Below are 26,262 nucleotides of genomic sequence, written 5' to 3'. Positions count from 1 at the left end.
GCGACGCGGTCGGTGGCATGCGGATGGGCGTTGGTCTCGTTCGGCCGGCCATGGGTGGCCCAGCGGGTGTGGCCGATGCCGATGGTGCCGTCGATCGGGGCCTCGCCCAGCCGCCGCTCCAGGTTGGCCAGCTTGCCCTCGGCCCGGCGGCGCTCGATCCGCCCGCCCACCAGGGTCGCGATGCCGGCGGAATCATAGCCGCGATACTCCAGGCGCTTCAGCGCCTCGACCAGGCGGCCGGCGACCGGCTTGGTCCCGACGATGCCGACAATGCCGCACATTCAGCTCTTCTCCCGCTCACGTTTGGCCTTTTCGGCCCGTTTCCTCTCACGATAGGCGGGGGCCCAGCCGGGCTTGTCCTCCTGCCGGGCGCGGCCGATCGCCAGCGAATCCGGCGCCACGTCGCGGGTGATGACGCTGCCGGCGGCGATATTCGCCCCGTCGCCGACCGTCAGCGGCGCCACCAGCACGGTGTCCGAGCCGATGAAAACCTCGGCCCCGATGCTGGTGCGGAACTTGTTGTAGCCGTCGTAGTTCGAGACGATGGTCCCGGCGCCGATGTTGGTTTTGGCGCCGACCGAGACGTCGCCGAGATAGGTCAGGTGGTTGGCCTTGGCGCCGGCCGCGAGGTCGGCGGCCTTCAGCTCGACGAAATTGCCGACATGCGCCCCCTCGCCCACCGTGGTGGTCGGCCGCAGCCGGGCGAAGGGCCCGATGCGGGCGCCGGTGCGGATCGTCGCCCCTTCGATATGGCTGAAGCCCAGGATCTCGACCCTGTCCTCGACCGTGACGCCGGGGCCGAAGAAGGTCGACGGCCCGATCACCACGTCGCGCCCGATCCTGGTGTCGGACGAGAACCACACCGTCTTGGGGTCGACCAGGGTGGCGCCCTCGATCATGGCGCGGCGGCGCAGCCGGTCCTGCAGGATGGCCTCGGCGTCGGCCAGCTCGACCCGCGAATTGATGCCCAGCACCTCGTCGGGATCGCCCTCGACCACGCTGCAGGCCCAGCCGCGGGCGCGGGCGGCGGCCACCGTGTCGGTCAGGAAGAACTCGCCCTTGGCGTTGCCGTCGCGCAGCGCCGCGATCAGCTCCGGCAGCCGGCGGCCGTCGAAGGTCATGATGCCGGCATTGCACAGGCCGATGCCGCGCTCGACCTCATCGGCCTCGGAGAATTCGACGATGCGGTCCAGCCCGCCCTGGCCGGACAGCACCAGCCGGCCGTACTGGGCCGGGTCCGCGGGGCGCATGCCCAACACCACGACCGCCGGGTCGGCGGCGGCGCGGCGGGCCTCGATCAGCCGCTCCAGCGTCGCCGGGGACAGCAGCGGGGTGTCGCCGAACAGGACGATGACGTCGCCCTCGAAACCCGCGATCGCCGGCAGCGCGGCCCGCACCGCGTCGCCGGTGCCCTTCTGGGCGGGCTGGATCACGGTGGGGACCGGGGCGACGCTCCTGGCCACCGCATCCATGCCCGGGCCGACCACGACCACGATCCGCTCCGGCGACAGCGCCTGGGCGGCGGCGACGACATGGCCCAGCATCGACCGGCCGGCGATCTCATGCATCACCTTGGGCCGGTCGGACTTCATCCGGGTGCCCTTGCCGGCGGCGAGGATCAGGCAGGCGACAGCACTCACTTGGCTCGGGCTCCAGCGTCACGGGATCGCGCATAGTGGTCTGCCACGGTGATCGGCAAACCGGAATTCAATTATTGTTTCGCCGGGTTACGCCCTGCGACGGCACCCATCGGCCAGGGGATCAGGAGGCGCCGGCCGCAACCGCCCGCAGATGCACAATGACGCGACCCCAGGGGGATTCGCTCTCGATCCGCACCGGCACCGCCGGCAGGTTGCCGCCGGGCGATGCCAGCCAGGTCGTGATCACCCGCTGGTCCGGCGCCCGCGAGGTGCGCTGCAGGTATTCGGTCGGTTTGGCGTTGCGCCGCTCGTCGCCGAAGTTGAAGTCGCCGACCATCGGGGTCAGCGAGATGGTGCAGCGCTGGGCCTGGCCGCCATACATCCCCTGCTCCGCCTTATCCAGCATCACCGTGCCGCCATCGGCCAGATCGGCGCGGTACAGCCGGCGGCCGTCGAACACCGGGACCTGGCCGGTGCAGGCGGCGGCGCCGACATGCATGGCCTGCAGGATCGAGACCACGCCGCTCATCGGGTCCAGGGCGTGGACCAGCTGCTGCGGCGGGATGGCCTGCTCGCGCTTGGGCTTGGTGCTCGGCACGATCTCGACATCCATCTTGCCGCCGCCGAGGAAGGTGATGGTGGTGGTCTTGTCGCTGTCGCCGTTGATGCGCTGCACCACGTTGCGGGCCGGCTGCACCCGCGGCCCGTCCACCGCCCCGCTCGACCGCACGTTCGAGCGCCAGTCGCTGAAGGCGGCGGCGATGCCGACGACATGGGCCGACAGGTCGACGTCGTAGCGGTCGGCGCCGAGGGCCAGGCCCGATTCCACCTCGAGCATGCGCAGGCCGCCGACATAGACGTCATAGGTCATGCGGGCCTGGGCGTCGGCCGCCAGGGCCGGCGCCGTGGCGGTCAAAGCGAGGGACGCGGCGGCGGCGAGGGTCGGAAACGCGCGGGGCATGCTGCCTCGATGATCGTTGCGGTGGCGTTCGTCAAACTGCAGAGAAACTGGGGCGCGATTGCGGCGATATCCAGGGGCCGGCCGTGAAACATCCTGGGCGTGGTCGGCGAACAGCCGGGATGATGCGCATCCTCTCAACCCTCCTCGCCGCCGCCCTGCTGGCAACCGCCGGTCTCCAGCCTGCGGGGGCAGCGCCGCCGCCGGAGGCCACGCCGTTGACCTTCCAGGCCAGCGACGGCGTGACGGTCCACGCCCGCTACTATCCCGCCGCGACCCCCAAGGCGCTGATCCTGCTGTTCCATCAGGCGGGATCGAGCAAGGACGAGTATGCGACGATCGCGCCGCGGCTGGCGGCGGCGGGATACAGCGCGCTCGCGGTCGACCAGCGGTCCGGCGGATCCCTGTTCGGGGTCAACGAGACCGCCGCCGGCCTGGGCCGCGACCCCGGCTACCTCGCCGCGAAGCAGGATCTGGAGGGTGCCCTGCGCTGGGGCGAGGCGCAGCACCAGCCTCTGGTCCTGTGGGGCAGCAGCTATTCGGCGGCGCTGGTCTTCCTGGTCGCGGCGGAGCATCCCGGGGCGGTGCGGGCCGTGCTCGCCTTCTCGCCGGGCGAATACCTGAACCCGTCGGACGCGGTCCGCCGGGCGTCGGCGCAGCTGCGCGCGCCGGTCTTCGTGACCTCGGCCCAGGATGCGGGAGAGATCGCCGCGGCCCGCGCCATCCTGGCGGCATCGCCGGCGCAGGTGAAGGTGCAGTATGTGCCGAGCCAGGGCGGCGTCCACGGCTCGTCGACGCTGATCGCAGCGCGCAATCCCGGCGGCGCGGAAGCGAACTGGCAGGCGGCGCTGGCCTTCCTGAAGGCTGCGCTGGGCTGAAGCGCCGCTGGGCGGCCTGCCGGCAGGGATGGGATCGACGATCGGGGAAGGAATGGTGGGCGCGACAGGGATTGAACCTGTGACCCCTCCCGTGTGAAGGGAGTGCTCTCCCGCTGAGCTACGCGCCCCCGCGTCGTCGGGGCCGCTTAAGTACGGGGCGGCGTCCCGGCTGTCAAGGCCGCAATGCGGCGGCCCGACTGTCTTTTCGTCAGGCCGCGCGGCGCTGTTCGATCGCGCTCTCGACCAGGTCGACGGCGGTGCGCAGCACCTCCGGCCCGGCCCCGGCGCGATGGGCGTTTTCGGCGATGTGGCGGCGGAAGGCGCGGGCGCCCGGCACCGCCTGGTACAGGCCCAGCAGGTGGCGGGTCATGGCGCCCAGCGGCGCGCCCTGCGAGCGCATCGCCTCGACATAGGGCAGGAACGCCTCGACGATCTCCTGGCGGCTGCGGACCGGCGCGTCGCTGTCGCCGAAGATCCGGCGGTCGGCCTCGGCCAGCATCCAGGGGTTCTGGTAGGCCTCGCGGCCGATCATCACGCCGTCGACCAGCGCCAGCTGCGCCTCGGCGGCGTCGAGCGAGGTGATGCCGCCGTTGATCGCGATGGTGAGGTGCGGGAAATCCCGCTTCAGCCGGTGCACCACATCGTAGCGCAGCGGTGGGATCTCGCGATTCTCCTTCGGGCTCAGCCCGCTCAGCCAGGCCTTGCGGGCATGCACCGTGAAGGTGTCGCAGCCGGCGGCGGCGATGGTGCCGATGAACTCGGCCAGCAGCTCGTAGCTGTCGCGGTCGTCGATGCCGATGCGCGACTTCACCGTGACCGGCACGTCGCAGGCGGCGCGCATCGCCGAAACGCAGGCGGCGACGGTCGCCGGCTCCGCCATCAGGCAGGCGCCGAAACGGCCGGACTGCACCCGGTCGCTGGGGCAGCCGACATTGATGTTGATCTCGTCATAGCCGCGCTCGGCCCCGATCGCGGCGGACTTCGCCATCGCCTCGGGGTCGCTGCCGCCGAGCTGCAGCGCGACCGGATGCTCGGGCCCGGAAAAGCCCAGGATGCGGTCGCGGTCGCCATGCAGCACCGCGCCGGTGGTCACCATCTCGGTGTAGAGCAAAGCGTGGCGCGAGATCAGGCGCAGGAAAAACCGGCAATGCCGGTCCGTCCAGTCCATCATCGGCGCCACGGAGAGGCGGTGCGTGGGATTGCGCGGCATGGACGCAGTCTACTGTCAAACCGGCCGGAGCCAAGCCTTGGCCCCGGCCGTCATGGTTACCTTACCGGCCGGCGGGCGACCGGCGACGCATCGGCGCGGAGCCGCCGTCATTGGCCGGGGCCGCTACCTGGCGCGCCGGACGATCGGCGCCATGGCCCTGGTGCGACGGACGCTGGCCCTGCCCCTGATGACCATGGCCATGCGGGCGCTGGCCCTGGGGCCGCTGCCCCTGGCCATGCGGCCGGCCGCGGCTCTGGTTCTGGCGCGGGGCCGGACCGGCCCCACCCTGGCGGAACGGCACGGTCGAGCGGTAGGCGTGGTCCTCGACCACCGGAACCGGCTGGCGGATCAGCTTCTCGATGTCGCGCAGGAACGCCCGCTCCTCGACATCGCAGAACGAGATCGCCATGCCCTCGGCGCCGGCGCGCGCGGTGCGGCCGATACGGTGGACGTAGCTTTCCGGCACGTTCGGCAGCTCGAAGTTGACGACATGGGTGACGCCGTCGACATCGATGCCGCGGGCGGCGATGTCGGTGGCCACCAGCACCCGGACCTTGCCGTTGCGGAAGCCCAGCAGGGCCCGCTCGCGCTGGCTCTGCGACTTGTTGCCGTGGATGGCATCGGCGTTGATGCCGGCCTGGGTCAGCTGCTTGGCGACGCGGTCGGCGCCGTGCTTGGTGCGGGTGAACACCAGGACGCGGCGGATGGCCTCGTCACGCAGGATCTCGATCAGCAGCGAGCGCTTGTCGTCCTTCTCGACGAACATGACGCGCTGCTCGATCCGCTCGGCCGTGGTCGCGACCGGGGTCACCGCCACCTTGACCGGGTCGGTCAGCAGGCGGCCGGCGAGGTCGGCGATGTCGGTCGGCATGGTGGCCGAGAAGAACAGGCTCTGGCGCTTCGCCGGGATGGTGGCGACGATCTTCCGGATGGCATGGATGAAGCCCATGTCCAGCATCTGGTCGGCCTCGTCCAGGACGAAGACCTCGAGGTCGCTGAGCCGGATGGCGCCCTGGGACATCAGGTCCAGCAGGCGGCCCGGGGTGGCGACCAGGACGTCGACGCCCTGCGCCATGGTGCGGATCTGCGGGCCCATGCCGACGCCGCCGAACACGGTGGTGCGGGTCAGCGGCAGGTGGCGGCCGTAGACGCGGAAGCTCTCGGCGATCTGGCTGGCCAGCTCGCGGGTCGGGCTCAGCACCAGCACGCGGCAGCCGCGGCGCGGCGCGGTGCGCCGGTCGGCCATCAGGCGGTGCAGGATGGGCAGGGCGAAGGCGGCAGTCTTGCCGGTGCCGGTCTGGGCGACGCCCAGCAGGTCACGGCCCTGCATGAGATGGGGGATGGCCTGCGCCTGGATCGGCGTCGGCGTCTCGTAGTTCTCGGCGGTCAGCGCCTTAAGAAGGAGCGGATTGAGGCCGAGATCAGTGAAATTGGTCAAAAGGGTGCTTTCGGTAACGACGACGCCGAACCACCGACTCCGTGTGTACGGGCGTCGTGGGGAAGAGCGCGGGGTTGACGATGACGCCCCGCGCGATCTGGGCAGTCGGATGGATTCGATCGGGACCGACAGGACACATCCCCAAGGGGCGCGTTCACGCGATCGGTTGCCGACGGCTGCTTCTGCAGCGACCGGAATGTCGTTGCGCAGCGCACAAAAGTCAAGCCCCGCCGAGGGTTGCAATCCTGACCTGCGCTGCGCGACCGATTATTTCCGTTCGGTTTCGCTTGAGTGATAGCGCCAGCCATCGATTTTTCTTGCAGATAATCCCCGCCGCGCGGGACGCTCGACCCCATGAACGTCACTCTGCGCCAGATCGCCTATTTCACCGCGGTGGCCGAGGCCGGATCGGTCTCCGGCGGCGCCGCGGCGGTCGGCATCTCGCAATCGGCGATCACCGACGCGCTGAAGGCGCTGGAGGAGCAGACCGGCGCGCGCCTGTTCGAGCGCCACGCCCGCGGCGTGATCCTGACCTATCCCGGCCACCAGTTCCTGCGCCACGCCCGCGTCATCCTGGCCGCGGTGGCCGACGCCCAGAACGCGCTGAAGACCCTGCCCGAGGCGGTCCAGGGCACCCTGCCCCTCGGTGTCACCACCATGGTCTCCGGCTATTTCCTGGCCGACCTGCTGGCCCGGTTCCGCCGGGTGTTCCCCAACGTCACGGTGCAGGTGATCGAGGAGGAGCGCACCTATATCGAGCATCTGCTGATCAACGGCGAGATCACGGTCGCGGTGATGATCGTCTCGACCCTGGAGAACCGCGACGCGCTGGAGAGCGAGGTCCTGGTCCGCTCCGAAAGCCGGCTGTGGCTGCCACCGGACCACCGCTTCATGGGGCGCGAGGCGATCCCGCTGGCCGAGATCGTCGGCGAGCCGCTGATCGCCCTGGCGGTGGACGAGATCGTTGAGGCCAGCGACCTGTTCTGGCGGGCCGCCGGGCTGATCCCGGAGCGGGTGCTGCGCACCGCCTCGGTCGAGGCCGTGCGCAGCCTGGTGGCGACCGGCGCCGGCGTCGCCATCCTGCCCGACATGGCCTACCGCCCGTGGTCGCTGGAAGGCGACCGGATCGAGGCGCGGCCGATCGCCGACCCGCTGCCGACGCTGGATGTCGGCGTGGTCTGGCGCCGCGGCTCGCCCCTCTCGGTCCAGGCCGAGACCTTCATCCAGGTGGCGCGGACGCACCCGGCTCCACGGCTGCGGTCGCTTTAGCCATCGGTTTTACCGATAGAAAATCAGGATATTTCATATTTCTCGCCATCCCGGCAACGGACCTACGCTTCTTCCCAACGACGTCGAACGAACAACGGGGAGAACAAGATGGGATCGCGTCTACGCCGGAGCCTGGCCCTGGGCAGCGCCCTGGCCGTGTTCTGCACCACCACCCTGGCCGTTGCCGCGCCGCTGACGGCGATCGGCGCGGGCGAAGGCCAGGTCGACATCGTCGCCTGGGCCGGCTACGTCGAGCGCGGCGACACCGACAAGGCCTATGACTGGGTCACCGGCTTCGAGAAGGAGACCGGCTGCAAGGTCAACGTCAAGATCGCCGGCACCTCGGACGAGATGGTGGCGCTGATGAACGAGGGCGGCTTCGACCTCGTCACCGCCTCCGGCGACGCCAGCCTGCGCCTGATCTACGGAAAGCGGGTGCAGGAGATCAACACCGACCTGGTCCCGAGCTGGAAGACCGTCGACAAGCGGCTGCAGGACGCGCCCTGGTTCACCGTCGACGGCAAGCATTACGGCGTGCCCTACCAGTGGGGGCCGAACGTGCTGGCCTACAACACCGAGGTGTTCAAGGAGCCACCGAAGAGCTGGAGCGTGGTGTTCGAGCCGCAGACCCTGCCCGACGGCAAGCCGAACAAGGGCCGGGTCGAGGCCTATGACGGGCCGATCTACATCGCCGACGCGGCGCTATACCTGATGAAGCACAAGCCCGAGCTGGGCATCAAGGACCCGTATCAGCTGAACGAGGAGCAGTACAAGGCGGCGACCGACCTGCTGCGCGGCCAGCGCCAGCTGGTGGTGCGCTACTGGCACGACGCCGCGGTGCAGGTCGACGACTTCATCAACGAGGGCGTGGTCGCCTCCTCGACCTGGCCGTTCCAGGTCAACCTGCTGAAGTCGCAGAACAAGCCGATCGCCAGCGTCATCCCCGAGGAAGGCGCGACCGGCTGGGCCGACACCACCATGCTGCACGCCGACGCGGCGCATCCGAACTGCGCCTACAAGTGGATCGAGCATTCGCTGAACAAGAAGGCGCAGGGCGACCTGGCCGCCTGGTTCGGCTCGGTGCCGGTGGTGCCGGCGGCCTGCGAGGGCAACGAGCTGCTCGGCGCCGAGGGCTGCAAGGCCAACGGCTTCGACAATTTCGACAAGATCCACTTCTGGACCACGCCGCGCCAGCAATGCACCGACCATCCGGAAGGCTGCGTCCCGTATCTGCGCTGGACCACGGACTACATCGCCATCCTGGGCGGTAGATAGGTCCTAGAGCGGCGTTCCGGATCCTGGGACGCCGCTCCCACTCTTCTTCCGTCATCCCCGCGAAAGCGGGGATCTCAAAGGGACATCACCCGAAGAGATTCCCGCTTCCGCGGGAATGACGATGTGTATTGCGGCGGACAACGCTTCGCCATCCGCTCGCCTATCAGCAAGGCACGGCATACCCATGACCGACAGCAGCAGCGCCGTCCGCTTCGACCATGTCAGCCGCCATTTCGGGGCGGTGCGAGCGGTCAACGACGTCAGCTTCGAGATCCGCGACGGCGAGTTCTTCTCGATGCTCGGCCCCTCCGGCTCGGGCAAGACCACCTGCCTGCGCCTGATCGCCGGCTTCGAGCAGCCGACCGCGGGCCACCTGCTGCTGCACGGCCGCGACGTGTCCGCCACCCCGCCCTATGACCGCGACGTCAACACCGTGTTCCAGGACTACGCCCTGTTCCCGCATATGAGCGTTTGGGAGAACGTGGCCTACGGCCTGATGATCCGCCGGGTGCCCAAGGCCGAACGCCGCCGCCAGGCCGAGGCGATGCTCGGCATGGTCAAGCTCGGCGATTTCGCCGGGCGGCGGCCGGCCCAACTGTCCGGCGGCCAGCGCCAGCGCGTCGCCCTGGCCCGCGCCTTGGTCAACCGCCCCTCCGTCCTGCTGCTGGACGAACCGCTCGGCGCCCTCGACCTCAAGCTGCGCGAGGCGATGCAGGAGGAGCTGAAGGCGCTGCAGCGCCAGGTCGGCATCACCTTCGTCTATGTCACCCACGACCAAGGCGAGGCCCTGGCGATGAGCGACCGGGTGGCGGTGTTCAACCTCGGCCGGGTCGAGCAGATCGACACGCCGAGCGCGATCTACGACCGCCCGGCCACCGCCTTCGTCGCCGGCTTCGTCGGCGCCTCCAACATGGTCGACGCCGCTACCGCCGGAAAGCTGATGGGCCAGGACCGGGCCTTCGCCCTGCGGCCGGAGCGCATCCGCATCCTGGTCGACGGCCAGGCCGTGCCGGCGGATTCGGTCGAGGTCGCCGGCACGGTCGACGGCGTCAGCTTCCTCGGCGCCACCACCCGCTACCGCGTGGCGCTGGCGCCCGGCGGTGCCATCGATGTGATCGAATCCAACCTCGACACCGCGCCGAAATCACCCGGCGAGGCCGTGCGGCTGAGCTGGCGCCGCGACCACGCCCATCCGTTGGCGGACGTCGCGGCGCATCCGCAAGCGGATGTCGCGGCATGATCGCCGCCACCCTGCCCGCCCCGGCCGCGGACGGCTTCGGCCGCCGCGCCTCCCGCCTGCTGTACCGCAACGGCTGGCTGGTGCTGATCCTGCTGCTGGTGCCGCCGGTGCTGTGGCTCGGGGTGATCTATCTCGGCTCGCTGTTCGCGCTGCTGCTGCAGAGCTTCTATTCGGTCGACGGCTTCACCGGGATGATCGTTCCGGAATTCACCCTGTCGACCTATGGCGACCTGTTCACCGCCGCCAACATGGACATCGTGCTGCGCACGGCGACCATGGCGGCCGCCGTCACCGTGATCTGCGCCCTGATCGCCTTTCCGATCGCCTACTACGTCGCGCGCTACGCCCGCGGCCGGGCCAAGGCGGCGTTCTACATCGCGATCATGCTGCCGCTGTGGTCGAGCTACCTGGTCAAGGTCTATGCCTGGAAGCTGATCCTGGCCCGCGAGGGTGTGATCACCTGGCTGGCCGGCCAGCTGCACCTAACCTGGCTGCTGGACGGCATCCTGGCCCTGCCGGTGGTCGGCGGGCCGTCCCTGTCCAGCGCCTATATCGGCACCGCCCTGGTGTTCACCTACATCTGGCTGCCCTACATGATCCTGCCGCTGCAGGCGTCGCTGGAGCGGGTGCCGCGGTCGCTGACCGAAGCCTCGGCCGATCTCGGCGCCAGGCCCGGCCAGACCTTCCGCACCGTGATCCTGCCGCTGGCCTTCCCGGGCGTGGTCGCCGGATCGATCTTCACCTTCTCGCTGACGTTGGGCGACTACATCATCCCCGGCATCATCGGGTCGTCGCGGCCGTTCATCGGCCAGGTGGTTCTGCAGCTGCAGGGCACCGCCGGCAATGTGCCGCTGGCCGCCGCCTTCACCGTGGTGCCGATCGTGATCATGGGCATCTACCTCACCGTGGCGAAACGCCTGGGGGCCTTCGATGCGCTCTGATGCCAAGGGCAAGGTCACCAGCGGCATCCGCGCCCCGCACGGGCTGCGGCTGGCGGCGCTCGGCGGCATCCTGTTCCTGCACCTGCCGCTGCTGTTCATCCTGCTCTACGCCTTCTCCAGCGACGAGAAGACCTTCCAGTTCCCGCCGCCGGACCTGACGCTGCACTGGTTCGGCGTGGCCTGGTTCGACCGGCCGGACATCTGGGCGGCGCTGGGACTGTCGGTCCGGGTGGCGGCGATGTCGACGCTGCTGGCCATCGTGCTGGGCACCTGCGCCGCGGCCGCGGTCTGGCGCAGCAAGTTCTTCGGGCGCGAGACGCTGTCGCTGCTGATCATCCTGCCGATCGCCCTGCCCGGCATCATCACCGGCATCGCCCTGCGCTCGGCCTATGCGCTGCTGGAGATCCCGTTCAGCTTCTGGACCATCGTCATCGGCCACGCCACCTTCTGCATCGTCGTGGTCTACAACAACGTGCTGGCCCGGTTCCGCCGCACCTCCGGCTCGCTGATCGAGGCGTCGATGGACCTCGGCGCCGACGGGTTCCAGACCTTCCGCCACGTGGTGCTGCCGAACATCGCCACCGCGCTGCTGGCCGGCGGCATGCTGGCCTTCGCGCTGAGCTTCGACGAAGTCATCGTCACCACCTTCACCGCCGGGCAGCAGCAGACCCTGCCGATCTGGATGCTGACCGAGCTGATCAAGCCGCGGCAGCGGCCGGTGACCAATGTGGTCGCCATCATCGTCATCGTCGTCACCTTCCTGCCGATCCTCGGCGCCTATTACCTGACCCGCGACACCCATGATTTCTCGGGAACCGGCAAGTAAACGGAGACAGTCCATGGACATCGAGCTTCTGATCGACGGCGCCCTGGTCCGCGGCGAAGGCCCGGCCGAGAAGGTGCTGAACCCGGCGACCGGCACGCTGGTGGTCGATGTGCCGGAAGCCTCGCAGGCCCAGCTCAACCAGGCCGTCGCCGCCGCGGCGCGGGCCTTCGACGGCTGGTCGCAGACCACCCCGGCCCAGCGCGCGGGGCATCTGCTCAAGCTGGCCGACGCGATCGAGCGCGACGCCGAGACCTATGCCCGGCTGGAATCGCTGAACTGCGGCAAGCCCTACGCCCGGGTGCTGGAGGACGAGATCCCGGCGATCGTCGACACCTTCCGCTTCTTCGCCGGCGCCACCCGCTGCCTGACCGGGTCGGCCGCCGGGGAATACGTCGCCAACCACACCAGCATGATCCGGCGCGACCCGATCGGCGTGGTCGGGTCGATCGCGCCGTGGAACTACCCGCTGATGATGCTGGCCTGGAAGGTCGCCCCGGCGCTGGCCGCCGGCAACACCGTGGTGATGAAGCCGTCGGAGCAGACGCCGTTGACCGCGCTGCGCCTGGCTCGCACCCTGGCCGAGCTGTTCCCGAAGGGCGTGATCAACATCGTCACCGGGCGCGGCGAGACTGTCGGCTCGGCCCTGACCAGCCATCCGCAGGTGCGGATGGTGTCGCTGACCGGCGACATCGCCACCGGCCAGAAGGTGCTGCAATCCGCGGCCAAGACCCTGAAGCGCACCCATCTCGAGCTCGGCGGCAAGGCGCCGGTGCTGGTGTTCGACGACGCCGACCTCGAGGCGGTGGTGGCGGGCGTGCGCGCCGGCGGCTTCTACAATGCCGGCCAGGACTGCACCGCCGCCTGTCGGGTCTATGCCGGGCCCAAGATCTACGACCGCCTGGTGGCCGACCTGGCCAGCGCCGTCTCCACCCTGAAATACGGCGCGCCGGACGATGCCGCGAGCGAGATCGGGCCGCTGATCAGCGAGCGCCAGCGCGAGCGGGTGGCCAGCTTCGTCGAGCGCGCGGCGGCGCAGAAGCACACCGAGATCCTGGCCGGCGGCGGCAAGGCCGAGGGCGGCGGCTTCTTCTTCAAGCCGACCCTGGTGGCCGGCGCGCTGCAGACCGACGAGATCGTGCGCAAGGAGGTGTTCGGCCCGGTGGTCTCGGTCACCCGCTTCGACGACCCGGACGCCGCGATCGCCTGGGCCAATGACAGCGACTACGGCCTCGCCTCCTCGGTCTGGACCAGCAATGTGAAGACGGCGCTGAAGACCTCGGCCCGGCTGCAGTATGGCTGCGTCTGGGTCAACGCCCACTTCACCCTGACCGCCGAGATGCCGCATGGCGGGCTGAAGATGTCCGGCTACGGCAAGGACATGTCGATGTACGGGCTGGAGGACTACACCGTGCTGCGGCACGTGATGATGAACTTCAGCTGACCCAACTCCGCCCTCCACTCCTTGTCATTGCCCGGCTTGACCGGGCAATCCAGGGGCCACACAGAGCCGCTTTGGCCGCCCTGGATGCCACGGTCAAGCCGTGGCATGACAGAATAGGGCGTGGGGAACCGGACTTGCGGCACGCGGCTTGGCCTCGGGGGCCGGACGCGGTAGGGTCCGCGCCCCGCAACATCCGGCTGTCCCCTTGCCCCAGTCCATCACCATCATCGGCGGCGGCCCCGCCGGGCTGATCGCCGCGCAGCGCCTGGCCGAGGCTGGGCGGCGCGTCACCGTCTACGACCGCATGCCGACGGTGGGTCGGAAGTTCCTGATGGCCGGGCGCGGCGGGCTGAACCTGACCCATTCCGAGCCGCTGGACCAGTTCGTCACCCGCTATGGGACCGCCCGGGCGTGGATGGAGCCGCTGGTCCGCGCCTTCACCCCAGACGACCTGCAGGCGTGGAGCCACGACCTCGGCATCCCGACCTTCGTCGGGTCGAGCGGGCGGGTGTTCCCGCAGAGCCTGAAGGCCTCGCCGCTGCTGCGCGCCTGGCTGCGCCGGCTCGACAGCCTCAATGTGACATTCAACACCCGGCACGAGTGGACGGGGCTGACCGATGACGGCCGGCCGGTGCTGCACGGGCCGGAGGGCGAGGCCCCGGTCGAGGCCGACGCCACCATCCTGGCGCTGGGCGGCGCCAGCTGGCCGCGCCTCGGCGGCACCGGCGCCTGGGCCCCGGTCCTGGCGGCGCGCGGCGTGGCGATCACGCCCCTGGCCCCGGCCAATGGCGGCTTCGACATCGCCTGGTCGAGCCATCTGCGCGACCGCTTCGCCGGCACGCCGCTGAAGCGCATCGCCCTGTCCTTCGCCGGACGCATGGTGCGAGGCGAGGCGGTGATCACCGCAAGCGGCATCGAGGGCGGCGCCGTCTACGCCCTCGGGCCCGAACTGCGCGAGGCGATCGGGCGCGAGGGCAGTGCAACCCTGGTGCTCGACCTGAGACCCGACATGAGCCTGGCCGAGGCCTCGGAACGGCTGGGCCACACCGGCAGCAGCGACAGCGCCCCGAACCGGCTGCGCCGCGCCCTGTCACTCCCCGGCTGGGCCTATCCGCTGCTGCGCGAGGGCTTCCCGCCCGACGCTCTGGCGACGCCGGAGGCACTGGCTGCGGCGATCAAGGCGGTGCCGCTGCGCCTGACCGGCATCCGGCCGCTGGATCGCGCCATCTCCACCGCCGGCGGCATCCGGGCCGAGGCGCTGACGCCGGGCCTGGAACTGCGCGCCCTGCCCGGCCTTTACGCCTGCGGCGAGATGCTGGACTGGGAGGCACCGACCGGCGGCTACCTGCTGCAGGGCTGCTTCGCCACCGGCGTCGCCGTCGCCCGCTCTCTGATCGGCTGATCCCTCTGCGACGGGCCGGCCGGCGGGTAGCCCCGGCGCAACCCGCTCGACAGGGATAGGATCACCTCTCTAGCGTGGCGCAGCAGCGACCCAGGGAGCACCGCCATGACCGATCCGATCCTGACCGAAACCAACGGCCCGGCCATGACCATCCGGCTGAACCGGCCGGAGAAGAAGAACGCCATCAACATGGCGATGTACCAGGGTCTGACCGCGGCCCTGCAGGCGGCCGCGGCAGACCCGGCGGTGCGCCTGGTCATCCTGCGCGGCGGCGACGACTTCTCCGCCGGCAACGACATCGCCGACTTCCTCGCCACCGGCGGCGAGACCGGGCTGCGGCCGGTGCTGGACTTCTTCGATGCGCTGGCCGCCTTTCCCAAGCCGCTGGTCGCCGGGATCCGCGGCGCCGCGATCGGCATCGGCACCACCATGCTGCTGCATTGCGACGTGGTGCTGGCCACGCCCTCGGCCCGGTTCCAGCTGCCCTTCGTCCAGCTCGGCCTGGTGCCGGAGGCGGCGTCCACCCTGCTGCTGCCCGCGGCCGCCGGCCGGCTGAAGGCCTCGTGGTGGCTGCTGACCGGCGAGGGCTTCGACGCCGAGGCGGCGCTGGCCGCCGGGCTGATCACCCGGCTGATCGCCGAGACCACGTTGGACGCCGAACTCACCGCCGTGGCGGCGCGGCTGGCCGCCCTGCCGCCGGCGGCGCTGCGCCAGACCAAGGCGCTGCTGCGGGCGCCGCACCAGGCCGCGGTGCGCGAGGCCATGACCCTGGAGGTCGAGGCCTTCGGCACCCAGCTGAAATCCGCCGAGGCCAAGGAGGCCTTCACCGCCTTCCTGGAGAAGCGGAAGCCGGATTTCAGCCGCTTCGATTAGGACGGGTTGCCTAGGCTAGTGCCTACAGCAGCCCGCGCTTCGCCAAGCTGGCCATCAGCGCCCGGACACCGAACTGCCAGGGCGCGATCTTGTCGGTGTGGTTCACCCGGTTGACCAGGGTGCCGAGCGTGGGCGTCGAGATGGTGACGATGTCGCCGATCTTGTGGGTGAAGCCCATGCCCGGCGCGTCGCGGTCGTCGGTCGGCGCGAACATGGTGCCGAGGAACAGCACCGCCCCGTCCGGGTACTGATGGTTCGGGCCCAGCAGCTGGCCGGCGAGGTCGAGCGGATCGCGGCTGATCTTCGAGATCGAACTGTGACCCTGCAGGGTGTAGCCCTCGGGCCCGTGCACCGCCATCGCCAGGTCGGCCTTGCGGATGTCGTCGATGCCGAAGCCGCCGTCGAACAGCCGGATGAAGGGGCCGATCGCGGAGGAGGCGTTGTTGTCCTTGGCCTTGCCGAGCAGCAGCGCGCTGCGGCCCTCGAGGTCGCGCAGGTTGACGTCGTTGCCGAGGGTGGCGCCGACGACGGTGCCGCTGGGCGCTACCACCAGCACGATCTCGGGCTCCGGGTTGTTCCAGGTCGAGATCGGGAGGATGCCGATCTCGGCGCCGAGGCCGACCGAGGACATCGGCTGGCTCTTGGTGAAGATCTCGGCGTCCGGGCCGATGCCGACCTCGAGATACTGCGACCAGGCGCCCTGGGCCAGCAGCACGTCCTTGATCCGCTGCGCCTCGGCCGAGCCGGGGCGGATGGCGGCGAGGTCGTCGCCGATGATCGAGACGATGCGCTGGCGGATGGCGTCGGCCTTGGTGGCGTCGCCGCGCGCCTGCTCCTCGATCACCCGCTCCAGCATCGAGGCGACGAAGGTGACGCCGGCGGCCTTGACCGCCTGCAGGTCGACCGGGGCCAGCGGCCAGGGCTTCGACGCGTCGCGGCTGGTCTCGTCGGCATTGGCCAGCAGGTCGGCGATGCTGCCGATCGCCGGGCCGTCGGACTTGGCCAGCGCCACCGGGTCGGCGGCGGAGATCAGGTCGGTGATGGTCGGCGCCGCGCGGGTGATGTCGATCACCTGACCGCCGCGCAGGGCGACCACGGCCGGCCCCTCCACCTGCGGCAGCCAGACCCGGCCGACCAGCGTGGCGCGATCGGCATCCGCCGGCAGGCTGGCCGCGACCGAGATGTACTGCTTCATGGATGTCCCTTCCCGCTTCTCTTCCGGGCTTGTCTCGCAAGCGTCGGTTGACCGCAAATCACCAGTTTTAAGCTGTCATGCCACGGCTTGACCGTGGCATCCAGGGGCGGCCGGAGCGGCTCTTGGTGGCCCCTGGATTGCCCGGTCAAGCCGGGCAATGACAAAGAAAGTGGACCTCCAGTCCCCTTACATCACCGCGCCGATCTGCCATGGCACGAACTCGTTGTCGCCGAAGCCCTGGGCCTCGCTCTTGGTCTGGGCGCCGGACGCCGTCGCCAGGAACACGTCGAAGATCCGGCGGCCGGCCGCCTCGATCGACTCGTCGCCATCGATGATGGTGCCGCAGTTGATGTCCATGTCCTCCTCCATGTGCCGGTACATGGCGGAGTTGGTGGCGACCTTGATGCAGGGCGCCGGCTTGAAGCCGGAGACCGAGCCGCGGCCGGTGGTGAAGCAGACGATCTGCGCCCCGCCCGCCACCTGGCCGGTGGCCGAGGCCGGGTCGTAGCCGGGCGTGTCCATGAACACGAAGCCCTTGGCCGTCATCTGCTCGGCATACTTGTAGACCTCGACCAGGTTGGTGGTGCCGCCCTTGGCCGCGGCGCCCAGCGACTTCTCCAGGATCGTGGTCAGGCCGCCGCGCTTGTTGCCCGGCGACGGGTTGTTGTTCATCTCGCCGCCGTTGCGGCTGGTGTAGCCTTCCCACCACTTGATCCGGGCGATCAGCTTCTCACCGACCTGGCGGTTGACCGCGCGCCGGGTCAGCAGGTGCTCGGCGCCGTAGATCTCCGGCGTCTCCGACAGCACGGCGCTGCCTCCGTGGCGGACCAGCAGGTCGACCGCGGCGCCCAAGGCGGGGTTGGCCGAGATGCCGGAATACCCGTCCGAGCCGCCGCATTGCAGCGCCACCATCAGCTCACTGACCGGCACGGTCTCGCGCCGGGCCTTGTCCGCCTCCGGCAGCATCTCCATCACCTTGGCGATGCAATGGTCGACCGTCTTGCGGGTGCCGCCCAGGTTCTGGATGTTCATGGTCTGGAACAGCGGCCCGCGCTCGACCTGATAGGCCTCGAGCAGGAAGTCGATCTGGTTGACCTCGCAGCCCAGGCCGATCATCAGCACCCCGGCGAAGTTGGGGTTGCGGGCATAGCCCCACAGGGTGCGCTGCAGGTTGTCGTAGCCTTCGCCGGTATCCGCCATGCCGCAGCCGGTGGAATGGGTGATCGCCACCACGCCGTCGACATGCGGGAACTGCTCGAGGATGCCGGAGCGCTCGAAATGCGCCGCGATCATCCGGCTGGTGGTGGCCGAGCAGTTCACCGACGAGAGAATGCCGATGTAGTTGCGGGTGCCGACGCGGCCGTTGGCGCGGCGGAAGCCCTGGAACGTCGCCCGCTCCGACTCCGGCAGCATCGCGGTCGGCTTGGCGTCGGCGCAGAAGGCGTAGTCGCGCTCGAAATCGCCCATGGCGCAATTCTGGACATGGACGTGCTCGCCGGTGCCGATCGCCTCGGTGGCGAAGCCGATGATCTGGTTGTAGCGGCGGATCGGCTCGCCCGCCGCGATCGGGCGGGTCGCCATCTTGTGGCCGGCCGGGATATGGCCGGCAGTGGTCACCCCCTCCTCCGGGATCGGCGTGCCCGGCGTGATGTCGGCGCGGGCGAGGACGACGTTGTCATCGCGGTTCAGGCGGATGAAGAGGCTGGGGCTGGGCATGGACTTGGTGCGGGTCTCTTGGGTTTTGCCTGGCAATCCTGGGCTGCCCCACTTTACGTCGGACTTTTGGGCCGCGCCATCCCCGTGAAACGCCGGTCTGGCCTCCACACCATTCGAAGGGGAGTCTCACCTTTTGGGCAACGGTCTGATGATTGACGCCGGGGCCGGTTCGGAGCAAGATTCACCTCGCAAATTATGTCGGACGAGTTTCAATCGTTCGCAGGGCAAAGCCCAATTTCAGGGAGGACCGAATGCTGCTTCGCCATGTCGCCGCAATTGCTGCGGCCGCCTTGCTCTCCGTGTCCGCGCTGTCGGTGCCGGCATCCGCCGCGCCGAAGATCGTGGCCGGGCCGGGCGCCCTGCCCCAGTGCTTCGCGCCCTGGGACAAGGACACGAAATACATGAAATGGGACGCCCATCAGGGGCCGTTCCGCATTGCCCTGGTCAACGGCTTCGTCGGCAACATCTGGCGCATCCAGATGATCCAGACCGCCAAGGCCTATGCCGCGCTGCCGGATGTCGCCAAGGACATCAAGGAATTCAAGGTGATCTCCACCGGCAACGACGCGGCGGCGCAGCTGGGCGCGATCGAGGATTTCATCAACCAGGGCTATGACGCGATCGTGGTCAACGCGGTCAGCACCACCGGCTTCGACCGGGTGATCAAGCTGGCCAACCGCAAGAACGTCGTGCTGGTGCCGTTCGACAACACCCTCGACACCACCGAGGTGATGCAGGTCAACGAGGACCAGACCGCCATGGGCGTGATGTCGGCCAAGTTCCTGGTCGAGAACGTGCCGAACGGCGGCAAGATCCTCGAGGTGCGCGGCGTCCCGGGCAATTCGGTCGACCGCGACCGGCACGAAGGCTTCCAGACCACGATGAAGGCCTCGGGCAAGCCCTATGACATCGTCGAGGTCGTCGGCAACTGGGCGCCGGGCGATTCGCAGAAGGCCACCGCCGACGCCCTGGCCGTGCATGGCCATTTCGACGGCATCTTCACCCAGGGCGGGTCGAACGGCACGGTGCAGGCGCTGCTCGACGCCAAGCAGCCGCTGGTGCCGATGGCCGGCGAAGGCGAGAACCTGTTCCGCCAGCAGATCGTCCAGTACAAGGACCAGGGGCTGAAGGGCCTGTCCTACGGCCAGTCGCCGGCCCTGGTGGCCATCGCGATGAAGGCCGCGATCGCCGCGCTGAAGGGCGAGACGATGCCGCAGATGGTGTCGATCCCGATCCCGGTGGCGGACTACAAGACGCTGAAGGACGGCGAGAACTACTGGTCGGACCTGACGGTCGACTTCTTCGCCCCGAACGCGTTCGAACCCTGCGGCATTACGTTCAAGGCACCGCAGATCATGGCCCAGAACGCGGACAACAAGTAGGACCGGCCCTCGGCACGTGGAATTCATGCCGATCCTGAAGCCGTCATCGCGAGGCGCGCAGCGCCGTGGCGATCCAGAGAGCGGTGCCGCTGGATCGCCACGCCCCTCCGGGGCTCGCGATGACGGGTCTTTGTTTCCAGTCACTGTCGCAACTTCCGGAACGGGCCGATGAGTGCAGCCGACACGCCGCCACTGGTGCGTCTGGCCGGGGTCAGCAAGCACTATGGCGGCGTGCACGCCCTGCGCGAGGTCGATTTCGCGGCCCGCCCCGGCTCGATCCACGGCGTGCTGGGCGAGAACGGCGCCGGCAAGAGCACGCTGATCAAGATCATATCGGGCGTGGTGCAGCCCAGCGCCGGCGAGATGCAGGTCGATGGCCGGCCGATCAGCTTCGCCTCGCCCCAGGCGGCGAATGCGGCCGGCGTTGTCTGCGTGTTCCAGGAGCTGTCGCTGATGCCGGATCTGTCGGTCGCCGACAACATCTGCATCACCCGGCCGCCCACGCGGTTCGGCCTGATCGACCAGCGGGGCCAGCGCCGGCGGGCGGAAGAGCTGCTGGCCCGGGTCGGCTGCGCCGACATCGACCCGCGGATGCCGGTCAAGGCCCTGCCCCTGTCGCGGCGGCAGATGGTCGAGATCGCCAAGGCGCTGGGGCGCGACCCGCGCCTGCTGATCCTGGACGAGGCGACCTCGGCGCTGACCGCGGCGGATGTCGAGAAGGTCTACACCCTGCTGCACCAGCTGCGGCGCGACGGCCTGGGCATCCTCTACATCTCCCACCGCATGCCGGAGATCAAGGCGCTGTGCGACACCTGCTCGGTGTTCCGCAACGGCCGTCACATCGACACCTTCCCGGCCGGCGCGCGCACCAATGACGAGGTGGTGCACATGCTGATCGGCCGCGAGATCCACAATGTGTATCCGCCGAAGCCGGCCAGGACCGCGGCACCGACGCCGGTGCTGGAGACCCGCAACCTGCGCTGGACCGACCGCCTGGCCGACATCTCGCTGACGGTCGGCCGCGGCGAGATCGTCGGCCTGGGCGGGCTGGACGGCCAGGGCCAGCGCGACCTGCTGCTGGCCCTGTTCGGCGTGCTGCGTGGCGTCGAAGGCGACATCCTGATCGACGGCAAGCCCTGCCGGATCGGCAGCCCCCGCGGTGCCAAGCGCGCCGGCATCGGCATGGCGCTGATCCCGGAGGATCGCAAGACCGAGGGCCTGCTGCTGCCGATGTCGGTGGGCGAGAACATCACTTTGGCCGCGCTGGGCGGCATGACCAAGTTCCTGGCCGTCGACCGGCGCAAGGAAAGCGCCGGGATCGACCGGATGGTCGAGGCGCTGAAGATCAAGCTCGGCTCGGCCTCGGCCCCGGTCGGCACGCTGTCGGGCGGCAACCAGCAGAAGGTGGTCATCGCCAAATGGCTGCTGACCGATGCGCGGATCGTGCTGCTGAACGACCCGACCCGCGGCATCGATGTCGGCACCAAGCAGGAGATCTACCAGCTGCTGCGCGACCTCGCCGATGCCGGCACGGCGATCCTGCTCTATTCGACCGACTATGACGAGCTGATCGGCTGCTGCGACCGGGTGATGATCCTATATGGCGGACGGGTGATCCGGACCCTGGAGGGCGAGGACATCACCGAGACCAACATCGTCGCCAGCGCCCTGAACCTGGCCCCAGGCGACGCGATGCCGGAGGCGATGCCCGCATGACCGGACCTCAGAAAAACATCGAAGATCGTCATTGCGACCCCGGCCTTGAGCCGGGGGAAGCAATCCATCGGGCCGCGCGAACGGCTCGATGGATTGCTTCGTCGGCTTCGCCTCCTCGCAATGACGGTGGGGGGTGTGCCTTGCGGGGAAGCTCCACTTGACCGCCGCGATGCGCCGATGGTCGAGCGATCGCGGCCTTCTTTTGGCGATTGGCCTGTTCGTCCTGTTCTACGGCCTGTACTCGGCCTACCACCCGCGCGGCGGCAGCGCCGACGTCATCGCCCAGAACGTCAACGAGACCTTCACCCTCGCCCTGGTGGCGATGGCGCAGACCGTGCCGGTCCTGCTCGGCGGCCTCGACCTCTCCGTCGGCGCCCTGATGACGCTGGTGAACTGCCTGGCCTCGCATCTCCTGACCGGGACCGGCTGGGACCTCGCCCTCGGCGTCGTGCTCTGCCTCGCCACCGGGGTGCTGGCCGGCTTCGTCAACGGCGCGCTGGTGGTCTATGGCCGGATCCAGCCGATCATCGCCACGCTGGCCAGCGGCGCCGTCTTCATCGGCATCGCCCTGTTCCTGCGGCCGACGCCCGGCGGCGCGGTCGATGCCGACCTGTCCTGGGCCGCGTCCAACACCCTGTTCGACGTGGCCGACACCTATGGCTGGTGGGGCGGCGACCTGCCGGGCTGGTTCCAGGCCATCCAGGCGATCCCGGTGCCGGTGATCCTGGCGGTGCTGATGGTCGGGCTGGTGTGGCTGCCGTTCAAGAATTCGGTGACCGGCCGCGGCTGCTACGCCATCGGGTCGTCGGAGCAGGCGGCGTTCATGTCGGGCGTGGCCATCGACCGGTCGAAGCTGGCCGCCTTCACCCTGTCCGGCTTCTTCGCCGCCGCGGCCGGCGTGTATCTGGCGCTGCAGACCGGCAGCGGCAACGCCGACACCTCGATGGCCGGCACCTACACGCTGAACTCGATCGCCGCGGTGGTGGTCGGCGGCACCTCGCTGTTCGGCGGGTCGGGCGGCGCCGTCGCCTCGATCGTCGGCGTCATGGTGCTGCGCGCGATCTCCTTCTGCTTCCGCGTGGTGCCGGAGGACAGCGCCCTGGCCTTCCTGGCCAACCCGCTGCTGCAGCCGCTGTTCGAAGGCGTGATCCTGCTGGCCGCCGTCTCGATCGGCGCGGCCCGGGTGTTCAGCGTCAAGAACCGCCTGCATCTGTTCGGCTAGGGACCGCGATGACCGCTTTCCTCCGCTCCGTCGACCGGCCGATCCTGGTGGCCTGCGGCTTCGTGATCCTGATCCTGATGGCCGGCACCGCCTACACCATGATCACCCAGGGCACGGCAACCTTCCTCTCGCCGACCTACCTGCTGCAACAGCTCAAGGTCGCGTCGTTCATGGGGGTGATCGCGGCCGGCATGATGCTGGTCATCCTGATGGGCCATATCGACCTGTCGGTGCCCTGGACGATCACCGCCTCCGCCATGCTGGCGACCGCGGTCGGCGGGCCGGAGGCGATCCCGGTCGGGCTGGGCGTCGGCATGCTGGTCGGGCTGTTCAACGGCCTGGGCGTCGCCTTCCTCAGGGTGCCGTCGATGATCTTCACCCTCGGCGTCAACACCGTGCTGCGCGGGCTGATGGTGATGCTGACCGGCGGCTTCTCGCCCACCAGCATGGCGACCCCGCCGATGGAGTTCCTGGCCAAGACCGAGCTGCTGGGCATCCCGATGGCAGTGTTCGTCTGGATCCTGCTGTCCCTGGCCCTGGTGTTCCTGCTGACCCGCATGCCGATGGGCCGCTACATCTACGCCATCGGCAACCGCGAGGCTGCGGCCTACCTCTCCGGCGTCAACACCCGGCTGGTGATCGTCGGCGGTTTCGTGCTGTGCGGCTTCTGCGCCGCCCTCGCCGGCATCCTGCTGGCCGGCTATTCCAGCAAGGCCTACCAGGCGATGGGCGACACCTACCTGCTGCCCTCGATCGCGGCGGTGGTGATCGGCGGCACCAACATCCTGGGCGGCCAGGGCCGCTATGCCGGCACCGTGGTCGGCACCATCCTGATCGTGCTGCTGCAGAGCGTGCTGTCGGTGATGCAGATGCCCGAGGCCGGGCGGCAGATCATCTACGGCCTCGTCATCATCCTGATGCTGGTGCTGTATGGCCGGGGCGGCCGGGCCGCGGCCTGACCGACCGACGCCACGCCACGCCACGTGGCTCCAGGTTATCATTAGTTAATGTTCCGAATAGTCGGCCCGGCAGCAACAAATCTGTCATGGGCCGGTGGAATGATCCCGGCCTCACAAATGCTTTCCCAAAAGGGTCGGGTTATGACGATGCTCAATCGGCTGCTGGCGACGTCTGTTCTGGCGGGCGCCGCGCTTATCGGATCGGGCCAGGCGCAGGCCGATCCCGTCCGCCATGTCCTGCTGATCAGCGTCGACGGCCTGCATGCCGTCGATCTCGAAAACCTGATCGCCGCCCATCCCGACGCGCCGCTCGCCGCCCTTGCCGTCAAGGGCACTCGGTACGTGAACGCGGCGACCCCGATCCCGTCCGACTCGTTCCCGGGCCTCCTGGCGCAGATCACCGGCGGCACGCCGCGCTCGACCGGCGTCTATTATGATGATTCCTACGATCGGACGCTGTCGCCGCCGGGGTCGGACTGTTCGACGGTCGGCACCGAGACGGCGTTCACGGAGGACCTCGACTATGACGACACCGCCCTCGACGGCGGCGCCGGCAAGCATGGCGGGGTGGCGATCGACCCGGCGCGGCTGCCGCGCGACCCAAAGAACGGCTGCCAGCCGGTCTACCCGCACAGCTTCCTGCGCGTGAACACGGTCTTCGACGTGATCCGCGGCCATGGCGGCCACACCGCCTGGGCGGACAAGCACCCGGCCTACGACCTGGTCAACGGGCCGTCGGGCAAGGGCGTCGAGGATCTGTACACGCCGGAGGTCCAGTCGGCCGGCACCACGGTTCCCGCCACCGAGGCGAATGACGATCTTAAGGTCACCGCCGTGATCAACGAGATCAACGGCAAGACCAGCGACGGGGCGCGGGCGGCCGACGTCCCGACGATCCTGGGCCTGAACTTCCAGGCGGTCAGCGTCGGCCAGAAAAGTGCCGGAGCGGGCTATCTCGACGCGCAGGCGACGCCGAGCCCCGGCCTCGAGGACGCCATCCTGCACACCAGCCGGTCGATCGGTTCGATCGTCCAGGCCCTGGCGACCCGGAAGCTTCTGGACTCCACGCTCGTCATCATCAGCGCCAAACACGGCCAGTCGCCGATCCAGCCGGGCCGGACGGTCGGCATCGATGACGCCGCCTACGGCAAGATCATCGGCGGCAACCTGGCCTTCGAGATCGCCGACGACGCGACCTACATCTGGCTCAAGGACCAGGGCAAGGCTGCGGAGGCGGTGGCGGCCCTGACCGCCCACCAGGACGAACTGGGCATCGGCGAGATCTTCACCGGTCCGGCCCTGGCCGCCCGGCTGACCGATCCGGCCACCGATTCCCGGGCGCCCGACATCGCCATCCAGTCGCGGATCGGCGTGGTCTACAAGGGCGCCAAGAGCACCAAGATCGCGGAGCATGGCGGCACCAACCCCGATGACACCAACGTCGCCCTGCTGGTCTCCGGGCCGGGCATCGGCGCCCGCGTGGTCACCCAGCCGGCGCAGACCGCGGAGATCGCCCCCACGATCCTGACGGCGCTCGGGCTGGATCCGGCGGAGCTCGCCGCGGTCAGGCAGGAAGGCACATCGGTCCTGCCGGGACTCGGGAAATAACATGGCCGGGAGGGCATCGCCCGTTTGCGCGGTGCCCTCCTCCCGTGCTGAATCGTTGACGGGCGGCACGGCCGACGCGACACTCCGGCCAGTTATGTCCGATCATTGAGGCGATCCGAGCCCCAAGCTCGGACGACGGGAGGAAACCGGAAATGCTCGACCCCTGTTTCGAGGTGCTCGACAAGCGCTTCGCGTCCTATGTCATGGGCAATGTCCATATCGATGTCCTGGCCAGCGACATCGGGCTGCGCTGGTCGGAAGGGCCGGTGTGGTTCGGCGACGGCCGCTACCTCCTGTGGAGCGACATCCCGAACAACCGGATCATGCGCTGGGACGAGACCGACGGCAGCGTCAGCGTCTACCGCAACCCGTCGAACCACACCAACGGCCACACCCGCGACCGCCAGGGCCGCCTGGTGTCCTGCGAGCATGGCGGCCGCCGGGTCAGCCGCACCGAACATGACGGCCGCGTCACCGTCCTGGCCGACAGCCACAACGGCAAGCGGCTGAACTCGCCGAACGACGTGGTGGTGAAGTCGGACGACACGGTGTGGTTCACCGACCCGTCCTACGGCATCCTGTCGGAGTATGAGGGCCACCAGTCGGAGCTGGAGCAGGATGGCTGCCACGTCTACCGCTTCGACCCGACCTCCGGCGCGCTGAAGACGGTGGCCACCGACTTCGTCAAGCCGAACGGCCTCGCCTTCTCGCCCGACGAAAAGCTGCTCTACATCGCCGACACCGGCGCCAGCCACGACCCGGACGGGCCGAAGCACATCCGCCGCTTCCAGGTCCGCGACGACGGCACCCTGGCCGGCGGCGAGGTGTTCGCCGACTGCACCGCCGGGCTGTTCGACGGCTTCCGCGTCGACCATCACGGCAACATCTGGACCAGCGCCGCCGACGGCGTGCATTGCTACACCCCGGACGGCACGCTGATCGGCAAGATCAAGGTGCCGGAGGTGGTGGCCAATGTCTGCTTCGGCGGCGTCAAGAAGAACCGCCTGTTCATATGCGCCACCACCTCGCTGCGCGCGGTCTACCTGAACACGCGGGGCGTGCAGACGCCCTGA

21 protein-coding genes, 1 tRNA gene and 1 pseudogene are annotated in these 26,262 nt (G+C 69.3%); 15 read left to right on the top strand and 8 right to left on the bottom strand.

Going from position 1 to position 26,262, the window contains the following annotated elements; all coding sequences use genetic code 11:
• From AB4112_RS14195 to AB4112_RS14185, 3 genes and pseudogenes are all read right to left on the bottom strand, one after another.
• A pseudogene (locus AB4112_RS14195) lies at positions 1 to 281 on the bottom strand (glutamine--fructose-6-phosphate transaminase (isomerizing)); the annotation flags it as partial.
• Positions 282 to 1,640 (bottom strand): bifunctional UDP-N-acetylglucosamine diphosphorylase/glucosamine-1-phosphate N-acetyltransferase GlmU, encoded by a 1,359-nt coding sequence (gene glmU / locus AB4112_RS14190; RefSeq protein ID WP_309802227.1) that lies wholly within the window; start codon positions 1,638 to 1,640, stop codon positions 282 to 284.
• Positions 1,641 to 1,761: 121 nt separating this feature from the next.
• On the bottom strand, positions 1,762 to 2,601 hold the full coding sequence (locus AB4112_RS14185; RefSeq protein WP_309802229.1) for a DUF3108 domain-containing protein: 840 nt from the start codon (positions 2,599 to 2,601) through the stop codon (positions 1,762 to 1,764).
• Positions 2,602 to 2,720: 119 nt separating this feature from the next.
• On the opposite strand from AB4112_RS14185, the gene AB4112_RS14180 reads away from it, so the two are divergent.
• Entirely contained in the window at positions 2,721 to 3,476 is a 756-nt protein-coding gene (locus AB4112_RS14180; RefSeq protein WP_309802230.1) for an alpha/beta hydrolase, read from the top strand.
• 53 nt (positions 3,477 to 3,529) lie between these two features.
• Here the strand turns inward: AB4112_RS14180 and AB4112_RS14175 are convergent.
• The 3 genes from AB4112_RS14175 to AB4112_RS14165 all read right to left on the bottom strand — a co-directional run bounded on the left by AB4112_RS14175 (position 3,530) and on the right by AB4112_RS14165 (position 6,124).
• Positions 3,530 to 3,604, bottom strand: a tRNA-Val gene (locus AB4112_RS14175).
• An 80-nt stretch (positions 3,605 to 3,684) separates the two neighbouring features.
• Complete coding sequence (dusA, locus tag AB4112_RS14170; protein WP_309802231.1) at positions 3,685 to 4,686, bottom strand: tRNA dihydrouridine(20/20a) synthase DusA; 1,002 nt, start codon at positions 4,684 to 4,686, stop codon at positions 3,685 to 3,687.
• Positions 4,687 to 4,747: 61 nt separating this feature from the next.
• Entirely contained in the window at positions 4,748 to 6,124 is a 1,377-nt protein-coding gene (locus AB4112_RS14165; RefSeq protein ID WP_441720503.1) for a DEAD/DEAH box helicase, read from the bottom strand.
• Between the two features lie 354 nt (positions 6,125 to 6,478).
• Here AB4112_RS14165 and AB4112_RS14160 point away from each other — a divergent pair, with 354 nt between their 5' ends.
• The 8 genes from AB4112_RS14160 to AB4112_RS14125 all read left to right on the top strand — a co-directional run bounded on the left by AB4112_RS14160 (position 6,479) and on the right by AB4112_RS14125 (position 15,391).
• Complete coding sequence (locus tag AB4112_RS14160) at positions 6,479 to 7,393, top strand: LysR family transcriptional regulator (RefSeq protein WP_309802235.1); 915 nt, start codon at positions 6,479 to 6,481, stop codon at positions 7,391 to 7,393.
• Between the two features lie 108 nt (positions 7,394 to 7,501).
• Positions 7,502 to 8,668: an ABC transporter substrate-binding protein gene (locus AB4112_RS14155; RefSeq protein WP_441720501.1), complete on the top strand. Its 1,167-nt coding sequence runs from the start codon at positions 7,502 to 7,504 to the stop codon at positions 8,666 to 8,668.
• Positions 8,669 to 8,852: 184 nt separating this feature from the next.
• Positions 8,853 to 9,908: an ABC transporter ATP-binding protein gene (locus tag AB4112_RS14150; protein WP_309802237.1), complete on the top strand. Its 1,056-nt coding sequence runs from the start codon at positions 8,853 to 8,855 to the stop codon at positions 9,906 to 9,908.
• Positions 9,905 to 10,849, top strand: coding sequence for an ABC transporter permease (locus tag AB4112_RS14145; RefSeq protein WP_441720499.1), 945 nt, complete (start codon positions 9,905 to 9,907; stop codon positions 10,847 to 10,849). The genes AB4112_RS14150 and AB4112_RS14145 overlap by 4 nt, the downstream gene beginning before the upstream one ends.
• Positions 10,839 to 11,675: an ABC transporter permease gene (locus tag AB4112_RS14140; protein ID WP_441720497.1), complete on the top strand. Its 837-nt coding sequence runs from the start codon at positions 10,839 to 10,841 to the stop codon at positions 11,673 to 11,675. Before AB4112_RS14145 ends, AB4112_RS14140 begins: the two co-directional genes overlap by 11 nt.
• A 13-nt stretch (positions 11,676 to 11,688) precedes the next feature.
• Complete coding sequence (locus AB4112_RS14135; protein ID WP_441720495.1) at positions 11,689 to 13,116, top strand: gamma-aminobutyraldehyde dehydrogenase; 1,428 nt, start codon at positions 11,689 to 11,691, stop codon at positions 13,114 to 13,116.
• Between the two features lie 205 nt (positions 13,117 to 13,321).
• Positions 13,322 to 14,518, top strand: coding sequence for a TIGR03862 family flavoprotein (locus AB4112_RS14130; protein ID WP_441720493.1), 1,197 nt, complete (start codon positions 13,322 to 13,324; stop codon positions 14,516 to 14,518).
• Between the two features lie 105 nt (positions 14,519 to 14,623).
• Positions 14,624 to 15,391, top strand: coding sequence for an enoyl-CoA hydratase-related protein (locus AB4112_RS14125; protein WP_441720491.1), 768 nt, complete (start codon positions 14,624 to 14,626; stop codon positions 15,389 to 15,391).
• 22 nt (positions 15,392 to 15,413) lie between these two features.
• Here AB4112_RS14125 and AB4112_RS14120 read toward each other — a convergent pair whose 3' ends face one another.
• A complete protein-coding gene (locus AB4112_RS14120) occupies positions 15,414 to 16,586 on the bottom strand; it encodes a fumarylacetoacetate hydrolase family protein (protein WP_441720489.1) in 1,173 nt (390 codons plus the stop codon).
• 186 nt (positions 16,587 to 16,772) lie between these two features.
• The gene (locus AB4112_RS14115) at positions 16,773 to 18,302 is read right to left on the bottom strand and encodes a UxaA family hydrolase (RefSeq protein WP_309802248.1); all 1,530 of its coding nucleotides are present in this window, start codon (positions 18,300 to 18,302) and stop codon (positions 16,773 to 16,775) included.
• Positions 18,303 to 18,553: 251 nt separating this feature from the next.
• Between AB4112_RS14115 and AB4112_RS14110 the strand changes: the two genes are divergently transcribed.
• The 6 genes from AB4112_RS14110 to AB4112_RS14085 all read left to right on the top strand — a co-directional run bounded on the left by AB4112_RS14110 (position 18,554) and on the right by AB4112_RS14085 (position 26,262).
• Complete coding sequence (locus AB4112_RS14110) at positions 18,554 to 19,684, top strand: sugar ABC transporter substrate-binding protein (RefSeq protein ID WP_441720487.1); 1,131 nt, start codon at positions 18,554 to 18,556, stop codon at positions 19,682 to 19,684.
• Positions 19,685 to 19,852: 168 nt separating this feature from the next.
• Entirely contained in the window at positions 19,853 to 21,400 is a 1,548-nt protein-coding gene (locus AB4112_RS14105) for a sugar ABC transporter ATP-binding protein (protein WP_441720485.1), read from the top strand.
• 157 nt (positions 21,401 to 21,557) lie between these two features.
• Positions 21,558 to 22,622 carry an ABC transporter permease gene (locus AB4112_RS14100; protein ID WP_309802253.1) on the top strand — a complete coding sequence of 355 codons (1,065 nt, stop codon included), beginning with the start codon at positions 21,558 to 21,560 and terminating at the stop codon, positions 22,620 to 22,622.
• Positions 22,623 to 22,630: 8 nt separating this feature from the next.
• A complete protein-coding gene (locus tag AB4112_RS14095) occupies positions 22,631 to 23,581 on the top strand; it encodes an ABC transporter permease (RefSeq protein ID WP_441720483.1) in 951 nt (316 codons plus the stop codon).
• A gap of 141 nt (positions 23,582 to 23,722) precedes the next feature.
• Entirely contained in the window at positions 23,723 to 25,189 is a 1,467-nt protein-coding gene (locus tag AB4112_RS14090) for an alkaline phosphatase family protein (protein ID WP_441720481.1), read from the top strand.
• A 152-nt stretch (positions 25,190 to 25,341) separates the two neighbouring features.
• Positions 25,342 to 26,262, top strand: coding sequence for an SMP-30/gluconolactonase/LRE family protein (locus AB4112_RS14085; protein WP_441720479.1), 921 nt, complete (start codon positions 25,342 to 25,344; stop codon positions 26,260 to 26,262).

Source organism: Inquilinus sp. 2KB_23 (genome assembly GCF_052115705.1).
In the GTDB taxonomy this organism is placed as follows: Bacteria; Pseudomonadota; Alphaproteobacteria; order DSM-16000; family Inquilinaceae; genus Inquilinus; species Inquilinus ginsengisoli_A.
This window is presented reverse-complemented; position numbering and strand designations above follow the sequence as displayed.